The following is a 24963-nucleotide window of genomic DNA, read 5'->3' on the forward strand; positions in this document are numbered from 1 at the left end:
AGCGAGTCGCTACAGTCGGTCGTGTCATCAAAGTGATCCAGCATGACATTCCAATCACATTAACCGCAGCTTGGGGTGTCGTGTGTCCACTCTTTCTCGCGGAGGTTGATCATGAGCAGATCAGGCAAAACACGGACGAAGAGTGTGGTGGGCCTCGCCATGATGCTGGGCGCGGGGTTGCTTGCCAGTGCTCCGGCCGCCACCGCGGCTTCGCCGGAGTCCATCGAAATCCGGCAGGTGGAGGGCTGGGGCGACTGTTACAACGGGCAGATGTGCCTGTTCCAGCACGCAGACGGTGAAGGATTCGTGGCCAAATGGACCGCGAACCAGTACAACGGCGACTTCCGGACCATCTCGTGCAGCGCGTGCGGTGGAACCTTCGACAACCAGGCGACCTCGTGGTGGAACCGGACGGGCCAGAACTTCTGCGTCTCCGACGGCTACTGGGGTGGCAACCCGGACAACACCATGCCCGCCGGCACCAGCGGCAACTTCACCCCCGACTGGAACGACCGCGCCTCTTCGATCGGCTACCAGGGTTGCCCCTAGCGGCCCGTCTCGGCTGAAGGGGACTTTCCCCGCGTCTCACGCGGTGAAGGGCGCTTTCCCCACGTCGCATGTGGGGAAAGCGCCCTTCAGTCCAGCTGGCGGTCTTCGCGCGTCTTCTTGGTGAGCGACCGGCTGACGTAGATCAGCCCACCGGTCAGGACCACGATGTCGTCGAAGTAGACCGGGTCGGGCAGCAGATCGAACGGGAACACCGTGTAGGCCAGGGAAAGCCAGTAGGCGACCTTGGTCGGTACCGGCGTGCCCGGCTGATGGACCTGACGGTGTTTCCGGATCAGCTTGACCAAGAGGAACAACGCGACCAGGACGAAGACGATGATCACCACAACGGCCACGACACCGAGCGTCGTCCATAGCGACTCCACGCGATCCCCTCTCACCACGACGACAATCGGTGTACGGCACCACCGTAATCCACCGGCTCACCCGGCCGCCGGTTCACCGGGATCGGCGAGTTCGTAGCGCGAGGTGGCGCCGGTTTTCCTCATGGCGTGGGCGATGTGTTGTTCGACCGTGCGAATCGACAGGCCCAGCCGGGTGGCGATCTGGGCGTTGGTGCGGCCGGCGCAGGCGAGCTGGGCGACCTCGGTCTCGCGCGGGGAGAGCGTTGAGCCATAGCTCGGCCGCCCACGACGCCGGGGCTTGCGGGTGTCGAGTGTCTCCTGGGTGCGGCGCTCGGACACGGTGGCTCCCAGGGAACCGAAGATGCCGACAGCGATGGAGAGGTCGTCGGTGTCCTGCCGCAGTTCGGTGTGGAGGTACCGGTCACGCCACACGTGTGTGGTCGCGATCCAGTACGGGCGGCCCACGTCGGTGAAGGAGTCCAGTGCGGTGTCGTAGCGGTCCAGCACGTCGTCGGGCGTTCCGTGTCCCAGGTCGAGGTCTATCGCTTTGCCGAGGGCGAGGCTGGCCATCGCCGCGGGCGCGTCCTTGCCTTCGAGGCCGGTCTCCATGGCCGAGAGCAGCTCCGGGATCTGGTCGCGGTGTCCGGCGTTGTGCAGCAGTTCGACGGCGATGGGCGCGATTTCACTGGCCCATACCCAGATGCCGGTGTCGTGGATGACCCGCAACGCGGCGTCGAGTTCTCGTAGCGCCGCGGTTTTGGCTCCGCGGTGGTAGTGGTGACGGGCCAGCAGCGCCGCGGCGGTGGCGCCGACCGGCGGTGCGGCCGCCGAACGGGGCCGGGTCGCGCTCACCTCCGAGAGCAGGGCGACCGCGGCCTGGTGGTCGCCGTGTTCCAGGGCGAGCGCTCCGGCGACGAGGCGGCATTCGGAGGCGACGAGGGGAAGCGAGTCGTACCGGTCGACAAGTGCTTCGGCGGTGATCCGGAGATCCCGCCAGTCGCCTCGCAACCAGTTCAGCAGCGCCGCCGCGACACGGAGTTGTTCGGACAGGTAGTCGGCCCCGAGCTGATGGGACCACGTGCGGCCGCGGGCGAGATAGCGCTTCGCCGCGGCATAGTGGCCGAGCCAGCTGGTGCAGTCGGTGAGATTCAGGCAGCCGCGCATCCGCTGCCGGGCGAGGTGCGGGTCGTCGGTGTCGCCGGTGACGACTTCGGCGGCCTCCCACGCCTCGGGCGCGCCGATGGTCATCAACGTGGTCAGCCTGTTCACCTGAATGGTCGCGGCGGTCAGCGGATCGGGCAGGCAGGTCTGGCCGAGCCCGCCGTCGAGCCGCTCGAGCCAGCCGAGGTGCGTGTCGATGTGCCGGTGGCCGGTATAGGGAATCGCGAGTGAGGACATCACTTTCAGCGCGAGGGGCGGATCGCTGTCCTTGAGCTCGTCAGCGGCCTTCTCCAGTTCCCGGTACCCGTCCTCGTGTTCTCCGGTCTGGCTGAGCAGGAGAATTCCCAGGTTGTTGCGCAACTCGCCCCGGGTGGCCGGGGGTAGGGGGACCTCGGAGAGGATCTCGCGGACCGTGGAGACGATCTGGTCGCAGTCGAGGCCGTCGAAGGCCGCGCGGCTCAGGGTGGTCGCGAGATGGACGCGGTCGGGGTCGGCGAGGTCGGCGTGGCGAAGCAGCGCCCGGAGCAACCGGACGGCGGTGCTCCAGTCGCCTTCGTTCAGTGCGAGGTCGGCGTGACGCCGGCTGTACTCGAGCCACTGGCCGGTGTCGCCCGCTCGGCGGAGGTGATGAGCGGTGAAGACCGGGTCGTGCGGCCGGAGTGACGCCGCCGCGCGGTGAAGTCCGCGTCGCAGGACGGGAGACGTCGACTCGTGGACGGCCTGCCGGTCGAGTTCGCGGTGCCAGCCGTACCGGTTCGGCCGCGTTTCCCGCAGGATCCCGGTCTCGATCGCCTCCGTGAGCGCGACGCTGATCGCGCTTCGCCCCAGACCGGACAACGTGCGCAACTCTTCCTCGGTGGCTCCGTCCGCGCAGAGGGCGGCGGCGCGGAGCATGGCTCGCACATCCTTGCCGCACAACCGCAGTCGCTCGGCGTGGACGTCGGACACCGCTCTGGGCAGCCGTCCGATCTTCTCGCTTACAAGAGCGCTGATCGCGTACGGCAGTCCTTCGGCCGAGGGCAGTGAACGGCTCAGCGAAGGGGAAAGCGGGCTTCGGCCGGAAAGGGTTTCGGCCAGTTCGGTGGCTCGTGACTCGTCGAGCGGTCCGAGTGAAAGCGTTTCGACGGGAAAACCCGGACCGGCCAAGTGGGTCAGCCGCGGGGAATCGCCGTGCGGCCGATAAGTGAGCACCACCGACAAAGCCGATGACCGCCGTGCGCACAGAGAGCGCAGAAAAGCACGGGTGGCGGAATCGCTCCACTGAAGGTCGTCGAGCAGCAATATCGTCGGCACCTTCGACGAGAAGAGTGCGCGCAAAGCACGGAAACAGCGGGCGAGATCTGCTCGCGGATCGGCCAGGGGTGGAAGAGCGGCAGGCAGCCGATCGGCGAGTTCGGGCAGTCGCGGAGCCAGCGCGCCCAGGACGGCATCGCCTTGGCGGGGAACAAGTCTCGGGTCGCTGAGCGCGGCCTCCAGCAGTGGTTCGAGGTCGCCGGAGAAGGGCGCGCACCGTCCTGAGAGGACGAGCCGGGATTCCGCTGTGTACCGCGCGCGCAGCCGCTCCTGCAGATGGGTCTTGCCGACTCCCAGTTCCCCTTCCACCAGCACGACCGCGGACGCGCGAGCGACCAGGCCGGCGATCGCCTCCTCCGCCCGTCCCGAGTCCATCCCGACACCGTAAGCACGGGCAAGAGGGTGGGCAACCACAGAAAGTCTGCCGATCCGGTTGCCGTTTTAGTGCGTGGAACGAGACCTTTTCCTGCGTGCCGCCACGGATTGAAGTCACCGCCCGCACTGCGGATCGTCAGGTGCCGAGATGAACGGACGTTTCATCGAGGAGGTTCCCCACCATGATCCGAAGTTCCCGGACGAGAATCGCGGCCACGATCGCGCTCGCCGTCGCGCTCACCGCCGTGTCCACCCAAGGGTCGTCCGCGGCATCGCTGACCGCCTCCGCGGCGAACGAGAGCGTGCGTGCCTACCTGGTGCTGACCACTCCCGGCGGCATCGACGCCGTCACCAAGGCGGTCACCGACAACGGCGGGCAGGTCCGGGCGGGCTACGCGCCGATCGGCGTCGTCCTCGCGCATTCGGGTGCCGACGACTTCGCCGCGAAGATGCGGAAGGTCTCCGGTGTCCAGAAAGTCGGTGACACCCGCGCCGGTTACGACGTGCCCGTCGAAGGCACCCGCCCGGCGGCCGCGGACCGGAACTCGGCCGCGCGCCGCTTCCTCGAACCCCAGCTGGGCAAGTCGATCGCCGCTCCCGCCGAGCCCGTCGACTGGAACATGCAGCAGATGGGCGCGGACAAGGCCTGGGCGATCAACCCGGGCAGCCGGAACGTCACCGTCGGCATCCTCGACACCGGCGTCCAGGGCACCCACGAGGACCTGCGGGACAACTTCGACGCCGCGAACTCGGTGTCCTGCCTCTACGGCAGGCCCGACACCAAACCCGGCGCGTGGGAACCCGATCCCGGTGCGCCCGCCGCCGGGCACGGTACCTCCGTCGCCGGAATCGTCGCGGCGGCGAAGAACGGCAAGGGCGTCGTCGGTGTCGCCCCGAACGTGCGGATCGCGGCGGTCAAGGTGATGGAACCGTCGGGGAACATGTTCCCGGAGAACGTGGTCTGCGGCCTGATGTGGTCGGCCGACCACGGTTTCGAGGTCACCAACAACAGCTACTACGTCGACCCGATCATGTTCAACAATCCCGGTGACCCCGACCAGGCCGCGGTGATCGAAGGCGTCCAGCGCGCCGTCGACTACGCCCGGGGCAAGGGCTCGGTCACCGTCGCGGCGGCGGGGAACTACTCGACCAACCTCGACAACGAGCCCGGCCTGTTCCTGCCCGGCGATCTGCCGAACGCCGTTTCGGTCACCGCCGACACGATCGACAAGAAGCTGGCGTACTACTCCAACTACGGCGTCGACACGGTCGAACTGACCGCTCCCGGCGGCGAAGGCTCCGCGATGGTCAACACCACCGCGCTGGGAGGCGGCTATACCACGTTCAACGGGACGTCCGCGTCTTCGCCGCACGCCGCCGGTGTCGTGGCCCTGCTGGCCTCGGCACATCCGCAAGCCACCCCCGACCAGCTGCGTACGATGCTGCTGACTCAGGCCATCGACACCCCCTGTCCGTCCGGCGATTCCCGCTGCACCGGCACCCCGGCGAAGAACTCGCACTTCGGTGAAGGCATCGCGAACGCCCTCGCCGCGGTGTCCGGCGGCACCAACCCCGAGCCGGAACCCGAGACTCCCGTCTACTCCACGGACTTCGAGACCGCAGGAGGCTGGAGCGTCAATCCCGCGGGCTCCGACACGGCGACCGCGGGCCGGTTCGAGGTGGCCGACCCCGCCGCGACGAACTTCAACTCGCTGACCATGCAGCGCGGTGACACCACCAGCGGCACACGCGCCCTCGTCACCGGCGCCGCGGCAGGCGCGGCGGTGGGGGACAACGACCTCGACGGCGGCGTCACCAGCGCGCTGTCCGCCCCGATCCAGTTGCCCGCCAACGGAAAGCTGTCCGTCTCCCTGTCGTGGTACCTCGGCTACCTGGCGAACTCCGCGGGCGCCGACTACCTCCGCGTCCGTGCCGTCACCGCCGAGGGCGCGACCGTCCTGCTCGACAAGAAAACCGGCTCGGCCGACACCGCCGCGCAGTGGTCCACCGCGACCGCCGACCTGACCGCGCTGGCGGGCAAGACGATCCGGATTTCGGTCGAGGCCGCCGACGCCGCGGGCGGAAGCCTGGTCGAAGCGGGCGTGGACGACATCCGCATCACCCGCCGCTGACCGTGACCAGCGGGGTCCTCGCATCCCCGGGGACCCCGCTCCTTCCGCCCGCCCACAGGAGACAACCATGCGCACACCCGCTCTCGCCGCGCTCCTCAGCGCAGCCACCCTCGTCCTGACCGCGCTACCGGCCGCGGCCGTGCTCCCCGCGCCACCGCCCGGTTCCCCGCCCGCCGCGATGCTCGACGCGCTGTCCCGCGACCTCGGGATCAGCCATGACGCGGCCGCCTCCCGCCTTCTCGCGCAGGACGCGGCCGAAGAGATCAACCGCGCCTTGCCCGCGTGGATCCGCGAACGGAGCCCCGGCTCGTGGCTCGACGAAGCGACCGGAAGGCTCCTGGTCGCCGTCACCGATGATCAGGCCGCGGCCCGGATCGCGGCGTCGGGCGCCACACCGGTGAAGGTCACCCGCGACCGCGCTGAACTCAAGCGGCTCAGCGCGGAAGTCGCCCGTCTCGCCGCCGGGGGAGTGCCGGGCCTGACCGGCTGGGGCATCGATCCGGTCACCGACACCGTCACGGTGCGGATCACCGCCGCCGCACGCGACCGGAGCAGCGAGAAGTTCGGCAAGGACGTCGCCGGGCTCGGTGACGGGGTGCGCATCACCTACGTGGCCGAACGCCCACGGCCGCAAGGCGGCGACGTGCGCCCCGGCGGCCGGTGGCTTCCCGGCGGCGAAGCCAACTGCTCGATCGGATTCCCGGCCACCGACAGCGGAGGCGGCAGGCATTTCCTGACCGCCGGGCACTGCACCAACGACGTGGACCAGCCGGCCTGGGGGAGCGACGGGCAACAGAACAGGATCGGCACCTCGAACGTCGGCGGCACACACAGCGTCTTCGGCCGCGAAGGAGACATGGGACTCGTCGGCGTCACCGAGCCGTCATGGCGGCTCTCGTCCTCGGTGAACACCTCCGGCGGCCCCGCGGTCGATGTCACCGGCGCCACCGAACCCATGGTCAACCAGGCCGTCTGCCACGCGGGCGTGACCACCGGGTGGCAATGCGGCAAGGTGACCGCGGTCGACCAGACGGTCGTCTACACCGTGGCGACCCTCGAAGGCATCACCCACACCACCGCCTGCTCGCTCCCCGGTGACTCCGGAGGGGCCTGGCTCGCCGGGACCAGGGCCGTCGGGCTGCACTCCGGCGGCTACTCCTCCTGCTCGCCGGGAGGCGCCCGCGACCAATCCCTGTTCCAGCCGGTCGGCGAGGCACTCGGCAAATGGGGACTGACCCTGCACACCGCGGGCGGCTCCGGGGACGGCCAAGCGCCCACGGCCCCGGCGTCCCTCCGCGCGAGCGGAGTCACCTCGAGCACGGCGACCCTCGAATGGAACGCCTCCACCGACAACGTGGGCGTGGCCGGATACCGGATCTACAACGGCACCGCACTCGCCGCGACCAGCACCACCACCAAGGCCACCGTCGGCGACCTCGCTCCGGCGTCGAGCTACACCTTCACCGTCAAGGCCGTCGACGCCGCCGGGAACCTCTCGGCGGCCAGCGCGCCGGTCACCGTGAAGACCGGCGCCGACGACACCGGCCGCACCTTCACCACCACCGCGAACGCCCCGATCCGCGATTTCCAGACCACGACCAGCAAGGTGACCTCCACCGCCTCCGGAACCACCCGCGATCCGGTCACCGTGAGCATCAACGCGAGCCACAGCTGCATCGAAGATCTCGACATCACCCTCACCAGCCCCTCCGGCCAGAACCACGTGCTTCACCGCTACGGCGGCTACACGTGCCATCCCCTGTCCGGCACCACCACCTACCGCGTCCAAACCACCGAACGAGCGGCCGGGACCTGGACCCTGTCCGTCCGTGACGGCGGCCCCGGCGACACCGGCACGCTCGAACGATGGTCTCTCGCACTTTGACCGACGGCGCGTGAACCAGGTGACCTGCGGCCCTAAGCGGCCGGATCGAGGTCCCTTTCCGGCTGCTTAGCCGTCGGACAGCGCAGCGCGGGACCTTGATGCCGGTGTGCACGAGGCACACCGGCATCAAGGAGGAGAAATGCGCACTCTTCGGTTCGTTTCCGCGGCGTTGGGAGCCGCAGCCGTGGCGGCCATGCTCGTCACTTCACCGGCCTCGGCCGCTTCGGACGAGGCGGCGCCGCTGAAGGCCGCCGGCGTCGACACGGCGAAGCTCGCTCCGGGCTGGAAGATCGCCGGGGACGAGGTCGTCTGGAACGGCGGTGAAATCACGCTGTCGCTTTCGGCCAAGGCGCCCGGGGATTGTGACGCGAACTACGTGTGCCTGTGGCAGGATCGTGATTTCGTCGGCAGGCGGCTGCAGTTCCAGTCGGCGGGCCTGAAGAATCTCGTCGATTACGGATTCAACGACCAGATGTCGTCCTGGTACAACCGGCGCGGGGTCGACGCCCGGTGGTACTACAACATCGGCAGCGGAACCAGTCGCTGCATGCAGGCCGGCGCCCGGTCGTCGTATGTCGGCAACGCCGACAACGACAAGGCGACCTCGCTCAGGATCTACACTTCTGCCAGCGCCTGCTGAGCGCCCTTTCCTTCGAATGCCGGACGCCTCCCTCGGATATTTCTGACACTCTCGGTCAGGGGTGTTTCGAATAACGGGGGAGAAAAAGGTGAAGGAAATAGCATATTTCTATCGTTTGTTCGGTGAACCCGCGGCCGAGTGGCAGGGCACGGATCTGCCACTCGGCCCGCCGCAGGCACGCCGGGTCTTCGCGCTCCTGCTGATCGAGGCAGGCCGTCCGGTGTCCCGCGACAGGATCGTCGACGAGCTCTGGGGTGAAAATCCACCGATTTCGGCGAAGGTTCAGGTCCAAGGGCTGATATCGGGCCTTCGCCGCGCTTTGCGCTCTCCACGGGGCGGTGGGCCGATCCTCACCAGGGGAGCGGCGTACCTGCTCGACGCACGGCCGGAGGAGACCGACACCGGCCGGTTCACCTGCCTCGCCGCCCAGGGCCGCGAGCTCCTCGCGCGTGACTGCCATCGCGAGGCGGCCCAGCGGTTCCGGGACGCGCTCGAACTGTGGCGCGGGCCGGTGCTCGCCGGGATCCCGGCCGCGGCCGAGGTCGTCGCGCGCTGGGAGGAGGAACGTCTCGCGGCACTGGAGGGCCGGGCCGAGGCCGAACTCGAGCTCGGCGAGCACGATCGGCTGATCCCCGAACTGCGTGACGTGCTCGCCGAGGCGCCGTTCCGCGAGCGGGTCTGCGGGCAGCTGATGACCGCGCTCGCCCACGCCGGCCGGGTGGCCGAGGCGCTCGACGTCTACACCGGATGGCGCCGGAGGCTCGTCGACGAGCTCGGTGTCGAGCCGTCACCGGCGATCCGTGCGTTGCACTGCGAAATCCTGCGTGACGGCCAGGGCGGGGCGGCGCGTGAACATCCCGCGTACCAGGAGCCCGCCGTGCCCAGCCAGCTGCCACCGGGCATCCCCGACTTCGTCGGGCGGGACGAGCTCATCGCCGACCTGCTCGCGGAACTGCGTCAGGACACCGGCCGCGACACCCCGCCGGTCCTGTTGCTGACCGGCGCCGGCGGGATCGGGAAGTCCTCGCTGGCGATCAAGCTCGCGCACCAGGTCGCGGACGACTACCCGGACGGGAGGCTGTTCGCGGCCCTGCGCGGGACCACGTCCGAGCCGAGGTCGCCGGAGGCCGTGCTCGCCGGATTCCTGCGCGCGTTCGGTGTTCCCACCGAGGTGATCCCCGGCGACATCGACGAAAGCGCCTGCCTGTTCCGCAGCCTGGTCCACGGGCGCCGCGTCCTGTTCGTCCTCGACGACGCCGCCGGTGAGGCCCAGCTGCGGCCGTTGCTGCCCGCAGGCCGCGGTTGCGCGGTGCTCGTCACGAGCCGGTTCGTTCTGGCCGGGCTCGAGCTCGGGCGCCAGGTCCCGCTCGACGTCATGCCACCCTGCGACGCGAAGGCCCTGCTCGCGAAGCTCACCGAGATCGACGAGGATCCCGTTGCCGCTCAACGGGTTCTCGACCACTGCGACGGTCTGCCGCTGGCCTTGCGGATCGTCGGCAGCCGGATCGGCGATCACTCGGGCTGGCGGCTCGCCGACGCCGCGAGTGAGCTCTCCGTCGAACGGCGAAGGCTGGATTGGCTGTGCGCCGGGGACCTCGCCGTCCGCGGCAGTCTGTCTCTCGGCTACCGGCAACTGGCACCGGATCGGCAGCGGCTGTTCCGCAGGCTGGGTTTGCTGCCCCCGGCCGATTTTCCCGCCTGGGCGGCCGCGCTGGCCGACAACGGCGAGCCCGAGAGCGCGGCCCGCGCGCTCGAAGACCTGCGGCACCGGCACATGGTCCAGCCGGTGTCCCGGGAGACCGGCGTGCCCCGCTATCGCGTGCACGACCTCCTGCGCGCGTACGCGGTCGAGGAGGTCGCGGCCGAGCCGGAACGGGCCCGCGCGGACGCGACCGAACGGGTGCTGGGCGGCTGGCTCTGGCTCGCGGAGAAGGCCGCGGATCGGCTGTCCCGCAGCGTGTTGCGCCCCGCGCCGGGTGACGCGGCCAGGACCTCGCTCGACGAAAGGCTGGTGACGGAACCGCTTCCGTGGTTCCAGAGCGAACTTCCCGCGCTGGAGGCCGCCGTTTCGCACGCGGCGGGCGCCGGGCTCGGGGAACTCGCCTGGGAACTCGCGGTCGTGACGGCGTCCTACTTCGACCACAGTGGACTGTACGCGGAATGGTCCCGGTGCCACCGGTGCGCGCTCGAGGCGGCGAGGGCGTCGGGGTGCGCACGCGGGGAAGCCGCGCTGTTGCGCGGAATCGGCCAGATCCACCTGTACCGGGACGACTTCCGGGAAGCGGGCGAGGCGTTCACCGAGTCGCGCCGGATCAGTGAACGGATCGGCGACCCGGCGGGGCGGGCGAGGGCGCTGACCGGGCTCTGCGTTCTCGCCCGCTCGGCCGGACGGCACGAGAAGGCGCGCGTGACCGCGAGGCGGGCGTTGGCCCTCTTCAGCGAGATCGGTGACGTCCTCGGCATGGCGCACGCCCACACGTCGCACGCCGTCGCGAGCGCCGAACTCGGCCTGCTCGACGAAGCCGAAGCGGAACTGGACAAGGCCGCGCGGCTCTGCGCCGAACTGGGCGACCCGCATCGCATGGCGCTCGTCCTGCACCGGCGAGGGCAGGTGCACCTGCGGCGCCACGACCGGCGTAGCGCGATGTCGTGCCTGCGCCGCGCGCTCGACCTGCTCGACTCGCTTTCCGACGAGATCTGCGCCTCGCGGGTCCGGCTCGATCTGGGGCGGGCCCGCGCGATGGAGGGGGACCGGCGGGCCCTCGGGAAGATGCTGATCGGCACCCCGTGAGCGGCCCGCCGGTCCCGGGGTTCAGCCGCGCCAGCGCGCCGTCGGCAGCGCGGGGACCCGGTGACCCCGATGGCCGGTCATCTCGTCGTTCGCGAACAGGGCGTTGAGCACCGCCTCTTCGGTCGCCTGCACCACGGCTTCGAAGAACGGGTCGAGCCTGCCCCACGGAACGAACCGGAGGTTCTCGTACTCGGCCTCCTCCGTCCGCGGGAACCGGCTGGTGAGCGCGCCCGGGTTCGCCGTGCTGAACGCGAGGAAGAGGTCGCCGGAGAAATGCGAGCCCGTGGTGCCGGTGCGGGCGAGACCGAGCGGGACCCGGCGCGCGAGCGAGGTGCACTGGCCGGGCAGCAGGGGAGCGTCGGTCCCCACGATCACGATGACCGAGCCCGCCCCCGGCGGCGCCGTCCAGGCCTCCTCCAACGGGTTGTCCGCGCTCAGTTCGAGCCCGACCCGCTCACCGGCGACGGTGAGTTCGCGGCGTGAGCCGAAGTTGGCCTGTACCAAAACACCCACGGTGTATTCGTCGTCTCCATAGGACACGACACGGGAGGACGTGCCGGTGCCGCCCTTGAAGCCGTAACAGGTCATCCCGGTGCCACCGCCGACGGAACCCTCGCCGACGGGACCGCTCGCCGCGGCGTCGATGGCGGCGATGGCGTGTCCGTTGTGGATTGTCGGCGCGGTGCTGTCGTTCAGGTAGCCGTCCCAGGTTTCGGCGACCACCGGCAGGAGCCATTCGGCGGCCACGTCGGGCCGTTCCCGCACCACCCAGTCGATCACGCCGCGGTGGCAGGCGCCGACGGCGTGTGTGGAGGTGATCAGCACCGGCAGGGTCAGCGACCCGGTCTCGGCCAGCCACGCGGTGCCGGTCATCTCGCCGTTGCCGTTGAGGGCGTAGGTCCCTGCCGCGCAGGGCACGGCGAAGTCCTCGTGCCCACGCGGCAGGACCGCGGTGACGCCGGTGCGCACCGATTCGCCTTCGACGAGGGTCGTGAAGCCGACTTCGACGCCGGGGACGTCGGTGAGCGCGTTGTGCTCGCCGGTCCGGCCGGGCAGGGGGACATCCAGATCGCGGGCGCGGGTCATGAACGGTCCTCCAGGGGATTCGTGGTGGCGGTGCGAGCGTAGGACAGCAACATGGCTTCGGCGGTCGCGGTTTCGAGCGTCGGCACGGCCTGGGTGAGGTGCAGGCCGTAGCCGTCCTCCAACGCGACCAGGTTCCGCGCGATGGCCACCGCGTCCGCGGTCAGGGTGAACTCGCCGGTGGCCGCACCCGCTTCGAGGATGCCGGTGTAGATCCGCACCTGCTGCTCGTAGAGCGTGATGTGCCGGGCGGCGTACACGGGATCGCGGCGGGCGATGGTGCCGAGCTCGTAGAGCAGCACGCAGAGTTCGTCGCCGGGGCCGGTGGGCAGGCCGCTGCGGATCATCGACAGCAGCCGCTCGACCGGGCCCGTCTTCGCGCTCGCCGCCCGCTCCCGCTCCGAGCAGAACCGCGCCACCGCTTCGCGCTGCACCTCTTGGAGCAGGTCGGTGAGGGTGGGGAAGTAGTACAGGACCGAACCCGACGACAGGCCCGCGCCCTCGGCGATGTCCCGCAGCCGCAGGTTCAGCACGCCGCGTTCGAGGACGGCCCGTCTGGCCACCTCGATCAGTTCGGCCCGTCGTTCCGGTGCCCTGCTCGGTCTCGCCATGCCCCCATTCTTTGAATCTTCTTCAAAAAACGCAACCCCTGAGCCGGATCAGGTCTTGACGTCACACGGCGAAGGGCCTTTGATGCGTGCTCAACAGTTCTTCGAAGGAGTTTCAAGGAACCCACCTTGTAGGAGGTCGGCCGTGTCCACTCCCGCCCTGCGCCGCGGTCTGCGCACCCTCGGCACGCTGCTCATCACGCTCTCCGCGATCAGCCCCGCCTCGTCCGTCTTCATCATCGCGCCGGGGGTGATCTCCGGCGCCGGTACGGGTGCCTTCTACAGCTTCGTGGCCGCCGCGGTCGTCGGCGTGTTCATGGCCTTCGTCTACGCCGAACTCGCGTCCGCCTTCCCACTGGCGGGCGGGGAGTACGCGATCGTCACCCGCACGCTCGGCCGCTTGCCAGGGTTCGCGGTACTGGGGCTGATGATCATCACGCAGGTGCTCATCGTCGCGGTGATCGCGCTCGGCGTCGGCACCTATCTCGGCGTGCTCCTGCCCGGCGTGCCCGGTCCGGTGATCGCCGCCGTGACCTGCGTGGTCGCGGCCGTCGTCGGCGTGTTCGACATCAAGCTCAACGCCTGGGTGACCGGCGTCTTCCTCGCCATCGAGATCCTCGCGCTGATCGTGGTCAGCGCGCTCGGGCTGTTCAACCCGGCGCGGTCGTTCAGCGAGCTGCTCGCGCATCCGGTCGCCTCCGACGGGAGCCCGGCGACGGTCGGCGCCATCGCGATCGCCACGTCGGTCGCGATCTTCGCCTACAACGGCTACGGCTCGGCGGTGTACTTCGGCGAGGAGACACAGGACGCCTCCCGCGGGATCGCCCGCGCGATCCTGTTCGCGCTCGGCATCACGGTGCTCGCCGAGCTGATCCCGGTGACCGCGGTGCTGCTCGGCGCGCCCGACCTGAACGCGCTGTTCGCCTCCGAGAACATGCTGTCCTACTTCATCGACTCGCGCGGCGGCGGAACGCTCGACACCGTGCTCGGCCTGGCCGTCGCGCTCGCGATCATCAACGCGGTGCTGGCGATCGTGCTGATCAGCTCGCGGATGCTGTTCAGCAGCGGCCGCGACCGCGCGTGGCCGTCGCCGGTCAACCGCGCGCTGTCCGCGGTGCACCCGAAGTTCGGGACGCCGTGGGTGGCCACCGTCGGCACCGGCCTGGTGGCCGCGCTGCTCTGCTTCGTCGATCCGAAACTGCTGCTGGTGGTGACGAGCACGTCGATCGTGGCGGTGTACGCGGCACTGTGTCTCGGCGCGATCGTCGGCCGCCGCACCGGGGCGACGGCGCACGCGAAGTACCGGATGCCGTGGTTCCCGGTCGCGCCGGTGCTGGCGCTGGCCGTCCTGGTGTTCGTGGTCTACCAGAACCTGCTCGACCCGGCGGTCGGACGGCCGAGCCTGATCGTCACGGCCTGCGTCGCCCTGCTGTCGATCGGGTACTACCTCCTGGTGCTGCGGAGGAAGGGCGGCTGGAAACTCGCGGACGTCACCGAAGAGAAGGTCGCCGACGAGAAGGCGGAGGAGTCTGCCTGATCAGGTGTACTCCGCGATCTCAACGCCGTACGTCCCCGGCTCGAGCGCCTCGAAGATGTGCGGGATGTCGCCGGGGTAGCAGATGTAGTCGCCGGGCAGCAGCTCGACCGGTTCGTCCAGCGGCCCGACCTTGGCACGGCCGGCGCTGAGGATCATGTGCTCGACGATGCCGCTCATATGCGGGTCGGAAAGCCGCGGCTTCCCGGGCTCGGCGCGAATCAGGTAGACGTCGCGCCGGGCTCCGGGCGGACAGGAACTGAGCAGCGTGCACGCGTAGTCGGCGTGTTCAGCGAACACCGTCGGCCCGCTGCCCGAGCGGATGACCTGCACGCGGGGGCGCTCGGGCTCGACCACCCGGGAGAACGGGACGTCGAGCGCGACGCACAGCGCCCAGATCGTCTCGACGCTCGGATTCCCGGAGCCGGACTCCAGCTGGGAGAGCGTGGACTTCGCGATGCCGGCGCGTTTGGCGACCTCGGTGAGGGACAGCCCGGTGCGGGCGCGTTCCCGGCGCAGTGAGGTGGCGATGACGTCCAGGGGTGCGCCGTCGGACGCGGTCGGGGACATGCGTTCGCTCCATCGGTCGTTTTGTTCGCCTTGACGAACACGGGTGCGTTCGTTCATTGTATGACGCTATGCGTTCGATATGGCGAACAACCACTCGTGTCCTGGGGCGCGATCTTCTCCGTGACATCGGGCTGGTCTGCCTCGCCGACACCATCGTCGGTATCTCCTACGGCGCGATCGCGGTCGGCTCCGGCTTCCCGATCTGGGCGCCGATGCTGCTTTCGGTGCTGGTCTTCGCCGGTGCCTCGCAGTTCATGTTCGTCGGCATCATCGCCGCGGGCGGCAGCCCGTTCGCGGCCGTCGCGGCGGGCCTGCTCGCCAACGCGCGGCATCTGCCGTTCGGCTTCGCGATCGGCGACGTCCTCGGGAAGCGGTGGTCGTCGAGGATCGTCGGCAGCCATCTGATGATCGACGAATCGGTCGCGTTCGCGCTGGCCCAGCGTGACGAAGAGCGGCGCCGGGCGGCGTACTGGGTGTGCGGGATCGGGCTGTTCGTCTGCTGGAACGTCGGCGTCCTCGCCGGGGCGTACGCCGGGACGGCGATCAGCGACACGGACGCCTTCGGGCTCGACGCGGCCTTCCCGGCGGTCCTGCTCGCGCTGGTGCTGCCGTCGCTGAAGGACCGCGCGACCCGCCTGCCGGTGTTCCTCGGCGTGGCCGTCGCGCTGGCCACGACGCCGTTCCTGCCCGCCGGGCTGCCCGTGCTGCTCGCACTGGTCGGCGTGCTGGCCGGAGTGGCCGCGAAGGAACCCGTCGAACGTGAACCCGAGGGAGTGCACTGATGGACCCGATGGACCTGATCATCGCGGGCGGCGTGCTCGCCGCCGGGACCTTCGCCTTCCGGTTCGCCGGACCGGTGCTGAAGGCGCGGTTCACCGTGTCGCCCAAGGCCGAGAAGCTGATGGCGCGTTCGGCCGTCGTGCTGCTGGCCGCGCTGGTCGCGGTCGCCGCGCTCACCGAGGGACACGAGTTCGCCGGATTCGCCCGGCCCGCCGGTGTCCTCGTCGGCGGCGTGCTCGCCTGGCGCAAGGCGCCGTTCGCGCTGGTCGTCGTGGCGGCCGCCGCGACCGCCGCCCTGCTGCGGCTCGCCGGGGTCCCCTGACCTGGCCGTTCCCCGGGACGCCTAAGCTGTCGGGAAGGTCTTTCGGGAGGTCGGGTGGCGATCGCGACGGGAGCACGGCCGGTGGTCGGCGTGCTCGCACTGCAGGGTGACGTGCGGGAGCACGCCGAGATGGTGGAGCGCGCCGGTGCGCGGGCCCTGCCGGTCCGCCGCGCGAGCGAACTGTCCGAAGTGGACGGTCTGGTGCTGCCGGGCGGCGAGTCGACGACCATGTCGAGGCTGCTCGAGAGCTTCGAACTGCTCGAACCCCTGCAGGAACGCATCGCGGACGGACTGCCCGCGTTCGGCTCGTGCGCGGGCATGATCCTGCTGGCCCGCCAGGCCCTCGACGGGCGACCTGACCAGCGGCAACTCGGCGGACTCGACGTCGTCGTCCGGCGCAACGCGTTCGGGCGGCAGGTGGACTCGTTCGAAGCCGACCTCGACTTCACCGGTATCGAAGGCGGTCCGGTGCACGCTGTGTTCATCCGCGCCCCGTGGGTCGAAAAGGCGGGCGACGGGGTCGAGGTACTCGCCAGTGTCCCCGAAATGCCGGGGTCGGACGACGCGGCCGCTAGGATCGTCGCGGTCCGGCAGGGGGCGGTTCTCGCCACGTCGTTCCACCCCGAACTCACCGGGGACGAGCGCGTGCACAGGCTGTTCGTCGACCTCGTGCGGCAGGCTTAGTAAACCGACACTGTGCTCAGCGGCGGGCACAGGAGTAGATGGAGGAGAGATGAGCGGCCACTCCAAGTGGGCCACCACGAAGCACAAGAAGGCCAACCTGGACGCGAAGCGCGGCAAGCTCTTCGCCCGGTTGATCAAGAACATCGAGGTGGCGGGACGGACCGGCGGTGGCGACCCGGATGGCAACCCGACGCTCTACGACGCCATCCAGAAGGCCAAGAAGAACTCGGTCCCGCAGGACAACATCGAGCGCGCGCGCAAACGCGGCGCCGGTGAAGAAGCGGGTGGCGCCGACTGGCAGACCATCACCTACGAAGGCTACGGCCCGAACGGTGTGGCCGTGCTGATCGAATGCCTCACCGACAACAAGAACCGCGCCGCCATGGAGGTCCGGACCGCGCTCACCCGGAACAACGGCTCGCTCGCCGACCCGGGTTCGGTCTCCTACATGTTCAACCGCAAGGGCGTCGTGATCATGCCCAAGGGTGACGCCGCCGAGGACGACGTCCTCATGGCCGTGCTCGACGCGGGCGCCGAAGAGGTCAACGACCTCGACGAGAACTTCGAGATCGTCTCCGAGGCGACCGACCTCGTCCCGGTCCGGAAAGCCTTGCAGGAGGCCGGTTTCGAGTACGAGTCCGCGGATCTCACGTTCCTGCCGTCGGTCAGCGTCCCGCTGGACGTCGACGGTGCGAAGAAGGTCTTCAAACTCATCGACGCCCTCGAAGATTGCGACGACGTCCAGAACGTATACGCGAACTTCGACGTCTCCGACGAGGTCATGGCCGAGGTCGGCTGATCGTTTTTCCCGCCATGCCGCGGAAAAAACGTCCCGGGACTAGGTGCGGACGCGGACGTGGGGCAGAATGTCGCCCGTGACGACCTTCGAAGCCGACGCCCTCACCGCCGAAGAAACCGAACTCGTCCAGTGGATCGAGTCGCAGGCGCAGGCCAGAGGGAACGCGGTCATCGCGGTCGAAGGCGACGAGAACGACGCGAACTTCTGCTTCACCACGTGCGCGTGGGCGCTGCACGGCGTCGCGGAAGCGGTCGTGATCGGACTGCCCGAGCACATGGGGCCGGTCCTGCTCGACGCCTACGTCGACCGCGCGGCCGCCGGCGAGATCTTCGAGGTCGGCAAGCGGTACGACGATTTCTTCGAGGGCGCGCCGGTGGTCTTCGAGCGGGTCGCGAAGGGGCACTATCCCGAGTACTTCGGGAGCGCGTTCCTGATCTACCCGGACGGGGACTTCCCGGCGCTGCAGCTGATCGTCGCCACGCCGGACGGGCAGTTCCCCTGGCATCCGGACGCGCCGGAGGGGTTCGACCGGTACCAGCCGGTGCTGACCGAATCCGGTGACCCGGAGAGCTGGACGCCGGGCGTCGACGGTCCCTGAGGTTTCTCGCTCACTGGTGCTATGAAAGGCCCGTTACTTGCAAATTTTGCAAGTAACGGGCCTTTCATAGCATTCCCCGGCACGCGGGACAGGCGCATCTAGAGGACTAAACGCGCCAGGGCGCCAGGTCCTCCGCCGCCCCCGGCCACTCCGCGGCCAGAGCCGCCGCGGAACGGAACTCCACACAGTCGTCCGTATAGGGCGGCACCACCACCGTCCCGGCCAGGCTCCACTCGCCGGTGCTCACCGACGCCTGCCAGACCCCGGCGGGCACCGCGACCTGCGGACGCTGACCGGCCGCGACGTCCGGCCCGAGCACCGGCCGTGAGATCCGCCCGTCCGGGAACAGCAACAGCATCCGCATCGGGGCGCCCGCGTGGTGGGCGTAGATCTCCAGCCGGTCCAGCCGGTGCGGAGCCGAGGTCTCCGGCGAAACGAGCAGGTAGTAGATCGCGGAAGCGGTCTCGTCGCGCCAGCTCTGCGCAAAGCGGCCGCCTTCCACGGGAAGCGGCTGGAGACCCAGATGGGCGGCGAAGTCGTCGAAGCTCGGCATGTCCTCATCTTGCCCGGAGGCAGCTCCGGGTAGCCTCGGGACCTCGAACTGATGTTCGCCAGGGAAGCCGGAGCAGCGGAGGAAAAGCGTGCGGGTACTCGGGGTCGACCCCGGTCTGACCAGGTGCGGGCTCGGCGTGGTCGACGGCGGCACGGGCCGCACCGTCCGCGCCGTGGCCGTCGATGTCGTGCGGACCCCGCCCGACGCGGATCTCGCCGTGCGCCTGCTGGGGATCTCCGACGCCGCCGAGCAGTGGATGGATCGCTACAAGCCCGAGGCCGTCGCGGTGGAGCGTGTCTTCGCGCAGCACAACGTGCGCACCGCCATGGGTACCGCGCAGGCGGGCGGTGTCGTCGCGCTCGCCGCGGCCAGACGCGGGCTGCCGGTCGTGTTCCATACGCCGAGTGAGGTCAAGGCGGCCGTCACCGGCTCCGGCCGCGCGGACAAGGCCCAGGTCACCGGTATGGTCATGCGGCTGCTCGGCCTCGAGGTCAAACCGCATCCGGCGGACGCCGCGGACGCGCTCGCGCTCGCCATCTGCCACCTGTGGCGCGAACCGATGCGGGTCCGGCTCGCCGAAGCCGAGGCCAGGGCGGCCGAGATCGCCAAGAACCACAAGGCCAGGCTCGCCGCCGCGGCACAGCGCGCCAAAAAACACGAAGCCAAAACGCAGGGAGCGGCTCGATGATCTCCTCGGTACGCGGAGAAATCCTCTCCATCGGCCTAGACCACGTCGTGATCGAGGTCGGGGGAGTCGGCTTCGCCGTCCAGGCCACACCCGCCACTCTCGCGACGCTTCGCCGCGGCGAGCAGGCGATGCTGCACACCGCGCTCGTGGTCCGCGAGGATTCCTTGACGCTGTTCGGTTTCGCCGACGCCGACGCCCGCGGACTGTTCGGCCTCCTGCAGACGGTCTCCGGGATCGGCCCGCGGCTCGCACTGGCGACGCTGGCCGTCCTCGACCCCGACAAGCTGCGATCCGCGCTGGTCGAAGGCAACATCACCGTGCTCACCCAGGTGCCCGGCATCGGCCGCAAGGGCGCCGAGCGGCTGACGCTCGAACTGCGTGACAAGGTCACCGCGCTCGCGGGCCCGACCGACGGTTCGCCGGTGGTCACCGCGCCCGGCGTGCTGCGGGGCGAGGTCGTCGAGGCGCTCGCGGGTCTCGGCTTCCCGGCCAAGCAGGCCGAACAGGCGGTCGACAAGGTGCTCAGCGAGGGCGAGGGCCACACGACGTCCTCCGTGCTGCGCGCCGCGTTGGCCACCCTCGGACGTAAGCGGTAGCTCGCCACATGGACTATGAGGCCGTGACGGATTTCGAGGCCGACGACGAGACGCTTTCGGCGCTGCCACAGACTGGCGAAGGCGAGGTCGAGACCACTCTTCGCCCACGTAAACTCGACGAGTTCATCGGCCAGCCACGAGTCCGTGAGCAGCTCGAACTCGTCCTGGAGAGTGCACGCCGCAGGGGTGTCCCGCCGGACCATGTCTTGTTCTCCGGCCCGCCCGGACTAGGCAAGACGAGTATGGCGATGATCGTCGCCGCCGAACTCAACGCCGCCATCCGGATCACTTCGGGGCCCGCACTGGAACGCGCGGGCGACCTCGCCGCGATGCTGTCCAACCTGGCGCCCGGCGACGTCCTGTTCATCGACGAGATCCACCGGATCGCCCGGCCCGCCGAGGAAATGCTGTACCTCGCGATGGAGGACTTCCGCGTCGACGTCGTCGTCGGCAAGGGACCCGGAGCCACCAGCATCCCGCTGGAGATCGCGCCGTTCACGCTGGTCGGAGCCACGACGCGGTCCGGCTCGCTGACCGGTCCGCTGCGCGACCGGTTCGGTTTCACCGGCCAGATGGAGTTCTACACCGACAGCGAACTCGACCTCGTCGTGCGCAGGGCCGCCACGATTCTGGAGATCGAGATCGACCGCGACGGTTCCGCGGAGATCGCCCGCCGGTCCCGAGGCACACCCCGGATCGCGAACCGGCTGCTGCGCCGGGTACGCGACTACGCCGAGGTTCGCGCGGACGGGCACGCCACCCGCAAGGTCGTGCGCGCCGCGCTGGAGGTCTACGACGTCGACGAACTGGGCTTCGACCGGCTCGACCGCGCGGTGCTGACGGCGCTGGTCCGGTCCTTCGGCGGCGGCCCGGTCGGCGTGTCCACGCTGGCCGTCGCGGTGGGGGAAGAACCGACCACCGTCGAAGAGGTGTGTGAGCCTTACCTGGTCCGCGCCGGTATGCTCGCCCGCACTCCTCGCGGCCGGGTCGCCACAGCGGCCGCTTGGGAACACCTCGGCCTGCCGGCTCCGGCCGGTGCCACACGTGGTGAGCAGGGCGGCCCGAACCTGTTCGACCAGGAATGACCGGACCGCTCACACGGTCCGGGGCCCGTGGTGGCGACGGGTGGTGGTGGAGTTTCCGCTGGCACCTGGCACACTCGGGTAGAGCACACCCCGCCAAATCGGACAAAACAGCGCACCGCGCGGCGTCCGCTCGAAATGGAGAATCATGAACCAGTTATTGCTGCCGCTGCTCCTGATGCTCGTTGTGGCGATTCCGCTCGTCATGGGCACCCGTAAGCAGAAGAAGGCGGCGGCAGCGCAGCAGGAGCTGCTCTCGAGCCTCGCTCCCGGTGACCGGGTGATGACCACCTCCGGTCTCTACGCGTCTGTCGCCGACGCCTCCGCCGACACCACGATCGACCTCGAGATCGCTCCCGGTGTCGTGACCACCTGGCTGCGCCAGGCCGTCCGCGAGAAGGTCGAGCCGGTCGTCGAGACCGACGACGAGACGATCGACGACGAGGCCGTCGTCGAGGCGCCGGCCATCGAGTCGAAGGACGACGAGCGCGTCGAAGAGAAGTCGGGCGCGCAGATCGCTCCTCCGCTGGAGCACGGCAAGAAGTAGCGCCGGGCTATCCGGTGAACCCGCGACCGCGATCGACGTCGCCACGGCGCTGGTCGGCCTTCCGCGCACAGTCCGCGGACAGGGGCGCCGTGGCACCGCGATAGCGGGGCCTTCGGCCGGGGCGGGTTCGGGCTTTCGGTCACCTCCGGTCGGCGCGCTTCAGCTCCGCCGACAAGGGGCCAAGGCCATCCCCGACACCAGACTTTCGTAGGTGCGGGGGCAACGCCGGGCTCACGCAGCACCGAGTAGTGTCTCGGTGCTGCGTGCGTGTCCGTCGTCATAGTCGTGCCCGTTCACCGGGCATCGTCATCGAGGCAGGTTCGCGGTACCACCGGACTCCCGTCCGGTGAGTGAACAGCCAAGTCCATTGGGGAAAACCCAGTCCGTCCGAGGAGACCGAAGCACAGTGGCCGCACCGGCCGGGCATCTCCGCCCGGGACGCTATCTCGCCTTCTTCGCCCTGATCGTGGTGGCGCTGTACGCCCTGGTGTTCTTCACCGGTAGCGGCAAGCCGACGCCGAAACTCGGCATCGATCTGCAAGGCGGCACGAGGGTCACCCTGTCCGCCCGAAATCCCGACGGCGGCGACCCTCCGCGAGAGTCCCTCGAACAGGCCCGCTCGATCATCGAGCGCCGGGTCAACGGTATCGGCGTCGGTGGCACCGAGGTCGTCCTCGACGGCAGCAACGTCGTCATCACCGTCCCCGGCGAACAGGGCGACCAGGCCAAGACCCTGGGCAAGACCGCGAAGCTGGGCTTCCGGAAGGTCGTGACGTCGCAGCCGGTGACCCCGGTTCCGCAGCCGTCGGCCCCGCCCCAGTCTTCGGCCCCGCCCGCGTCTTCGGGCGCCCCGTCCGCGAGCGCTCCGCCGAGCAGCCCGGCCAACGGTGGCGGTGGTTCCGCCGGCGCGCCGCAGCAGCAGCCCGGCGACGCCGACGAGCAGACCAAGAAGGAGATCGAGGAGGCCCGGAACCTCCGGCAGAACCCCGATCTGCTTTCGACGGACCAGGCGAAGCAGGCCGCGGCCGCCGAGAAGGCCTTCGCGGCGCTCAACTGCGACCCCAAGGTGTCGGACCCGCTGGTCGGCAACGACCTCACCGACAAGCCGCTGGTCGCCTGTGGTGACAAGAACACCGCGAAGTACCTGCTGGAGCCGGAGTTCCTCCCCGGAACGGAGATCTCCGACGCTTCCTCGGGCTACGACACCCAGAACTCCCAGTGGGTCGTCAACCTCAACTTCAAGAGCGACGGTTCCCGGATCTGGGGCGACTTCACCTCGAAGAACACCCAGAAGCAGGCGGCGTTCGTCCTCGACACGCAGGTCGTCTCCGCGCCGACCATCCAGTCCGCGATCCTGGGCGGTCAGACCCAGATCACCGGCCGGTTCAGCCAGGTCGAGGCGAAGGACCTGGCGGACGTGCTGAAGTACGGCTCGCTGCCGCTGTCGTTCGAGTCCTCGGACGCGACGACGGTGTCCGCGACGCTGGGTCTCGCGTCGCTGCAGGCGGGCCTGATCGCGGGCGGTATCGGCCTGCTGATCGTCTTCATCTACTGCTTGTTCTACTACCGCTTGCTCGGTGTGCTGACGATCTTGTCCCTGGTCCTGGCGTTCTCGCTCGTCTACGCGGTGTTGGTGTTGCTGGGGCGGTGGATCGGGTACACCCTCGACCTCGCCGGCGTGGCCGGTTTGATCATCGCGATCGGTATCACCGCGGACTCCTTCGTCATTTACTTCGAACGATTGAAGGACGAGATCCGCGAGGGCAGGACGTTCCGGTCCGCGGTGCCGCGCGGCTGGTCCCGTGCCCAGCGCACGATTCTGGCGTCGGACGCGGTCAGCTTCCTCGCCGCGGCGATCCTGTACTGGCTCGCCGTCGGTGACGTGAAGGGCTTCGCGTTCACGCTCGGCATGTCGACGGTGCTCGACCTCGTCGTGGTCTACCTCGTGACGCACCCGCTGGTCGCGATGGTTTCCCGCTCGAAGTCGAAGTTCCTCTCCAACCCGAAGAACCTCGGCCTCGGTGCCGTCCAGCAGGTGGGCTCGGAGCGCAAGGCGGCCCGTCCGGCCGCCGGCCGCCCGAACGTCAAGGAGGCGTGACCGTGGTCGACGACAACACCACCACCGCGGGCAAGCGCGAAAGCATCTTCCGCCGCCTCTACGTGGGCACGGGCGCGTTCGACGTGGTCGGCAAGCGCAAGCGCTGGTACATCTTCTTCGGCGCGCTGGTGCTGCTCTGCATCGCGTCGATGGGGATCAAGGGGTTCAACTTCGGGATCGACTTCGAAGGCGGCACCCAGATCCAGATGCCGGCCAACGGCAAGAACGGGCAGATCAGCGAGCAGCAGGCGAAGGACGTCTTCGCCGAAGCTCTCGGCCGTCCGGCCGACGAGGCGCAGAAGGTCGGCAGCGGCGTCTCGTCGACCATCCAGCTCCGTTCGGACACCCTGGACGCGGCCGAGGTCTCCAAGATCAAGCAGGCGCTGTTCCAGGACCTCGGCCCGATCGGGACCAACGGTCAGCCGAGTGTCCAGGCGATCAGTGACAGCGCGGTGAGCGCGTCCTGGGGCGGGGAGATCTCGCGGCAGGCGTTGATCGCGCTGGGGGTGTTCCTCCTGGCGGTCACGCTGTTCCTGGCGTTGTACTTCGACACCAGGATGGCCGCCGCGGCCCTGATCTCGCTCCTGCACGACATCGTGGTGACGGCGGGTGTGTACTCGCTGATCGGCTTCGAAGTCACGCCGGCGACGGTGATCGGTCTGTTGACGATCCTCGGGTTCTCGCTCTACGACACGGTGGTGGTGTTCGACAAGGTCCGCGAGAACACGCGCGGCCTGCTCGGGCTCACCCGCCGTACCTTCGGCGAGGCGGCCAACCTGGCGCTGAACCAGACGCTGATGCGGTCGTTCAACACCGCGCTGATCGCGATGCTGCCGATCCTCGGCCTGCTCGTGGTCGGGTACATCCTGCTCGGCTCCGGCACGCTGCAGGACCTCGCGCTGGTGCAGCTCACCGGCACCATCGTCGGCGTGCTGTCGTCGGTCGCGCTGGCCACCCCGCTGCTGGTGGACTTCAAGATGCGCGATCCGAAGTTCCGCCAGCAGGCCGAGCGGGTCGCCGCGCGGCGCGCGAACCAGGCCCGCAAGGCCGCCCTGCGCGAGGACGACGAGTTCGACCCGAACGACGACGATGCGCTGGAGGCCGAACTCCGCAAGGAGAAGGCTTACGCCGCCGCGGCGAGCGTTCCGGCCCGGAACCAGAAGGCCCACAAGGGCCGTCCGTCGGGCAAGCGCAAGAGGTAACCGGTTTCAAGCGCTATGAAAGGCCCGTTAC

The 24963-nt window shown here is 69.4% G+C and carries 23 protein-coding genes; 17 read left to right on the top strand and 6 right to left on the bottom strand.

The features are described from left to right. Positions 1-111: 111 nt before the first annotated feature. Positions 112-549, top strand: coding sequence for a peptidase inhibitor family I36 protein (locus tag ACLJPX_RS16400; RefSeq protein ID WP_410600842.1), 438 nt, complete (start codon positions 112-114; stop codon positions 547-549). 86 nt (positions 550-635) lie between these two features. Here the strand turns inward: ACLJPX_RS16400 and ACLJPX_RS16405 are convergent, their stop codons facing one another. Next, positions 636-932 (bottom strand): YkvA family protein, encoded by a 297-nt coding sequence (locus ACLJPX_RS16405; RefSeq protein WP_410600843.1) that lies wholly within the window; start codon positions 930-932, stop codon positions 636-638. 57 nt (positions 933-989) lie between these two features. Then, positions 990-3740, bottom strand: a complete 2751-nt coding sequence (locus ACLJPX_RS16410; RefSeq protein WP_410600844.1) for an ATP-binding protein — start codon at positions 3738-3740, stop codon at positions 990-992. A gap of 182 nt (positions 3741-3922) precedes the next feature. Here ACLJPX_RS16410 and ACLJPX_RS16415 point away from each other — a divergent pair, with 182 nt between their 5' ends. From ACLJPX_RS16415 to ACLJPX_RS16430, 4 genes are all read left to right on the top strand, one after another. Then, a complete protein-coding gene (locus tag ACLJPX_RS16415; protein WP_410600845.1) occupies positions 3923-5872 on the top strand; it encodes a S8 family serine peptidase in 1950 nt (649 codons plus the stop codon). 67 nt (positions 5873-5939) lie between these two features. Further along, positions 5940-7757 carry a proprotein convertase P-domain-containing protein gene (locus tag ACLJPX_RS16420; RefSeq protein WP_410600846.1) on the top strand — a complete coding sequence of 606 codons (1818 nt, stop codon included), beginning with the start codon at positions 5940-5942 and terminating at the stop codon, positions 7755-7757. Between the two features lie 193 nt (positions 7758-7950). Next, the gene (locus ACLJPX_RS16425; RefSeq protein ID WP_410601322.1) at positions 7951-8397 is read left to right on the top strand and encodes a peptidase inhibitor family I36 protein; all 447 of its coding nucleotides are present in this window, start codon (positions 7951-7953) and stop codon (positions 8395-8397) included. Positions 8398-8485: 88 nt separating this feature from the next. Next, a complete protein-coding gene (locus ACLJPX_RS16430) occupies positions 8486-11188 on the top strand; it encodes a BTAD domain-containing putative transcriptional regulator (RefSeq protein WP_410600847.1) in 2703 nt (900 codons plus the stop codon). A gap of 21 nt (positions 11189-11209) precedes the next feature. Here ACLJPX_RS16430 and ACLJPX_RS16435 read toward each other — a convergent pair whose 3' ends face one another. Beyond that, positions 11210-12274 carry a P1 family peptidase gene (locus tag ACLJPX_RS16435; protein ID WP_410600848.1) on the bottom strand — a complete coding sequence of 355 codons (1065 nt, stop codon included), beginning with the start codon at positions 12272-12274 and terminating at the stop codon, positions 11210-11212. Beyond that, on the bottom strand, positions 12271-12882 hold the full coding sequence (locus ACLJPX_RS16440) for a TetR/AcrR family transcriptional regulator (RefSeq protein WP_410600849.1): 612 nt from the start codon (positions 12880-12882) through the stop codon (positions 12271-12273). Before ACLJPX_RS16440 ends, ACLJPX_RS16435 begins: the two co-directional genes overlap by 4 nt. Positions 12883-13024: 142 nt before the next feature. Here ACLJPX_RS16440 and ACLJPX_RS16445 point away from each other — a divergent pair, with 142 nt between their 5' ends. Continuing rightward, positions 13025-14416 carry an APC family permease gene (locus ACLJPX_RS16445; RefSeq protein ID WP_101607354.1) on the top strand — a complete coding sequence of 464 codons (1392 nt, stop codon included), beginning with the start codon at positions 13025-13027 and terminating at the stop codon, positions 14414-14416. On the opposite strand, the gene ACLJPX_RS16450 is transcribed toward ACLJPX_RS16445, so the two are convergent. Beyond that, a complete protein-coding gene (locus ACLJPX_RS16450) occupies positions 14417-14983 on the bottom strand; it encodes a helix-turn-helix domain-containing protein (protein WP_410600850.1) in 567 nt (188 codons plus the stop codon). Positions 14984-15051: 68 nt separating this feature from the next. On the opposite strand from ACLJPX_RS16450, the gene ACLJPX_RS16455 reads away from it, so the two are divergent. The 5 genes from ACLJPX_RS16455 to ACLJPX_RS16475 all read left to right on the top strand — a co-directional run bounded on the left by ACLJPX_RS16455 (position 15052) and on the right by ACLJPX_RS16475 (position 18166). Further along, positions 15052-15765 carry an AzlC family ABC transporter permease gene (locus ACLJPX_RS16455; RefSeq protein WP_410600851.1) on the top strand — a complete coding sequence of 238 codons (714 nt, stop codon included), beginning with the start codon at positions 15052-15054 and terminating at the stop codon, positions 15763-15765. Then, on the top strand, positions 15765-16085 hold the full coding sequence (locus ACLJPX_RS16460) for an AzlD domain-containing protein (RefSeq protein ID WP_101607356.1): 321 nt from the start codon (positions 15765-15767) through the stop codon (positions 16083-16085). Before ACLJPX_RS16455 ends, ACLJPX_RS16460 begins: the two co-directional genes overlap by 1 nt. A gap of 54 nt (positions 16086-16139) precedes the next feature. Next, positions 16140-16769: a pyridoxal 5'-phosphate synthase glutaminase subunit PdxT gene (gene pdxT / locus ACLJPX_RS16465; RefSeq protein WP_101607357.1), complete on the top strand. Its 630-nt coding sequence runs from the start codon at positions 16140-16142 to the stop codon at positions 16767-16769. A 49-nt stretch (positions 16770-16818) separates the two neighbouring features. Continuing rightward, on the top strand, positions 16819-17568 hold the full coding sequence (locus ACLJPX_RS16470) for a YebC/PmpR family DNA-binding transcriptional regulator (protein WP_101607358.1): 750 nt from the start codon (positions 16819-16821) through the stop codon (positions 17566-17568). A 67-nt stretch (positions 17569-17635) separates the two neighbouring features. Beyond that, positions 17636-18166 carry a DUF4262 domain-containing protein gene (locus ACLJPX_RS16475; protein ID WP_101607359.1) on the top strand — a complete coding sequence of 177 codons (531 nt, stop codon included), beginning with the start codon at positions 17636-17638 and terminating at the stop codon, positions 18164-18166. Between the two features lie 106 nt (positions 18167-18272). Here ACLJPX_RS16475 and ACLJPX_RS16480 read toward each other — a convergent pair whose 3' ends face one another. Next, positions 18273-18719 carry a cupin domain-containing protein gene (locus tag ACLJPX_RS16480; protein ID WP_410600852.1) on the bottom strand — a complete coding sequence of 149 codons (447 nt, stop codon included), beginning with the start codon at positions 18717-18719 and terminating at the stop codon, positions 18273-18275. A gap of 88 nt (positions 18720-18807) precedes the next feature. Here ACLJPX_RS16480 and ruvC point away from each other — a divergent pair, with 88 nt between their 5' ends. The 6 genes from ruvC (at position 18808) to secF (ending at position 24932) form a co-directional block, all read left to right on the top strand. Next, positions 18808-19407: a crossover junction endodeoxyribonuclease RuvC gene (gene ruvC / locus ACLJPX_RS16485; protein WP_101607361.1), complete on the top strand. Its 600-nt coding sequence runs from the start codon at positions 18808-18810 to the stop codon at positions 19405-19407. Further along, positions 19404-20003, top strand: coding sequence for a Holliday junction branch migration protein RuvA (ruvA, locus tag ACLJPX_RS16490; protein WP_101607362.1), 600 nt, complete (start codon positions 19404-19406; stop codon positions 20001-20003). The genes ruvC and ruvA overlap by 4 nt, the downstream gene beginning before the upstream one ends. 8 nt (positions 20004-20011) lie before the next feature. Continuing rightward, positions 20012-21088 (top strand): Holliday junction branch migration DNA helicase RuvB, encoded by a 1077-nt coding sequence (gene ruvB / locus ACLJPX_RS16495; RefSeq protein ID WP_101607363.1) that lies wholly within the window; start codon positions 20012-20014, stop codon positions 21086-21088. Positions 21089-21233: 145 nt separating this feature from the next. Next, positions 21234-21632, top strand: a complete 399-nt coding sequence (gene yajC / locus ACLJPX_RS16500; protein WP_410600853.1) for a preprotein translocase subunit YajC — start codon at positions 21234-21236, stop codon at positions 21630-21632. 406 nt (positions 21633-22038) lie between these two features. Next, on the top strand, positions 22039-23730 hold the full coding sequence (gene secD, locus ACLJPX_RS16505; protein WP_410600854.1) for a protein translocase subunit SecD: 1692 nt from the start codon (positions 22039-22041) through the stop codon (positions 23728-23730). After that, positions 23727-24932 (top strand): protein translocase subunit SecF, encoded by a 1206-nt coding sequence (gene secF / locus ACLJPX_RS16510; RefSeq protein WP_410600855.1) that lies wholly within the window; start codon positions 23727-23729, stop codon positions 24930-24932. Before secD ends, secF begins: the two co-directional genes overlap by 4 nt. Positions 24933-24963 lie beyond the last annotated feature (31 nt).

Origin of the sequence: Amycolatopsis sp. lyj-90, assembly GCF_046549035.1 — a bacterium.
In the GTDB taxonomy this organism is placed as follows: Bacteria; Actinomycetota; Actinomycetes; order Mycobacteriales; family Pseudonocardiaceae; genus Amycolatopsis.

What these genes read in the sequence shown, in the direction of transcription:
- ACLJPX_RS16400 (WP_410600842.1), top strand. Translation starts at nt 112, where the DNA reads ATGAGCAGATCAGGCAAAACACGGACGAAGAGTGTGGTGGGCCTCGCC.
- ACLJPX_RS16410 (WP_410600844.1), bottom strand. Translation starts at nt 3,740, where the DNA reads ATGGACTCGGGACGGGCGGAGGAGGCGATCGCCGGCCTGGTCGCTCGC.
- ACLJPX_RS16415 (WP_410600845.1), top strand. Translation starts at nt 3,923, where the DNA reads ATGATCCGAAGTTCCCGGACGAGAATCGCGGCCACGATCGCGCTCGCC.
- ACLJPX_RS16420 (WP_410600846.1), top strand. Translation starts at nt 5,940, where the DNA reads ATGCGCACACCCGCTCTCGCCGCGCTCCTCAGCGCAGCCACCCTCGTC.
- ACLJPX_RS16425 (WP_410601322.1), top strand. Translation starts at nt 7,951, where the DNA reads ATGCTCGTCACTTCACCGGCCTCGGCCGCTTCGGACGAGGCGGCGCCG.
- ACLJPX_RS16435 (WP_410600848.1), bottom strand. Translation starts at nt 12,274, where the DNA reads ATGACCCGCGCCCGCGATCTGGATGTCCCCCTGCCCGGCCGGACCGGC.
- ACLJPX_RS16440 (WP_410600849.1), bottom strand. Translation starts at nt 12,882, where the DNA reads ATGGCGAGACCGAGCAGGGCACCGGAACGACGGGCCGAACTGATCGAG.
- ACLJPX_RS16450 (WP_410600850.1), bottom strand. Translation starts at nt 14,983, where the DNA reads ATGTCCCCGACCGCGTCCGACGGCGCACCCCTGGACGTCATCGCCACC.
- ACLJPX_RS16455 (WP_410600851.1), top strand. Translation starts at nt 15,052, where the DNA reads ATGCGTTCGATATGGCGAACAACCACTCGTGTCCTGGGGCGCGATCTT.
- ACLJPX_RS16460 (WP_101607356.1), top strand. Translation starts at nt 15,765, where the DNA reads ATGGACCCGATGGACCTGATCATCGCGGGCGGCGTGCTCGCCGCCGGG.
- ACLJPX_RS16470 (WP_101607358.1), top strand. Translation starts at nt 16,819, where the DNA reads ATGAGCGGCCACTCCAAGTGGGCCACCACGAAGCACAAGAAGGCCAAC.
- ACLJPX_RS16475 (WP_101607359.1), top strand. Translation starts at nt 17,636, where the DNA reads ATGTCGCCCGTGACGACCTTCGAAGCCGACGCCCTCACCGCCGAAGAA.
- ACLJPX_RS16480 (WP_410600852.1), bottom strand. Translation starts at nt 18,719, where the DNA reads ATGCCGAGCTTCGACGACTTCGCCGCCCATCTGGGTCTCCAGCCGCTT.
- ruvA (WP_101607362.1), top strand. Translation starts at nt 19,404, where the DNA reads ATGATCTCCTCGGTACGCGGAGAAATCCTCTCCATCGGCCTAGACCAC.
- ruvB (WP_101607363.1), top strand. Translation starts at nt 20,012, where the DNA reads ATGGACTATGAGGCCGTGACGGATTTCGAGGCCGACGACGAGACGCTT.
- yajC (WP_410600853.1), top strand. Translation starts at nt 21,234, where the DNA reads ATGAACCAGTTATTGCTGCCGCTGCTCCTGATGCTCGTTGTGGCGATT.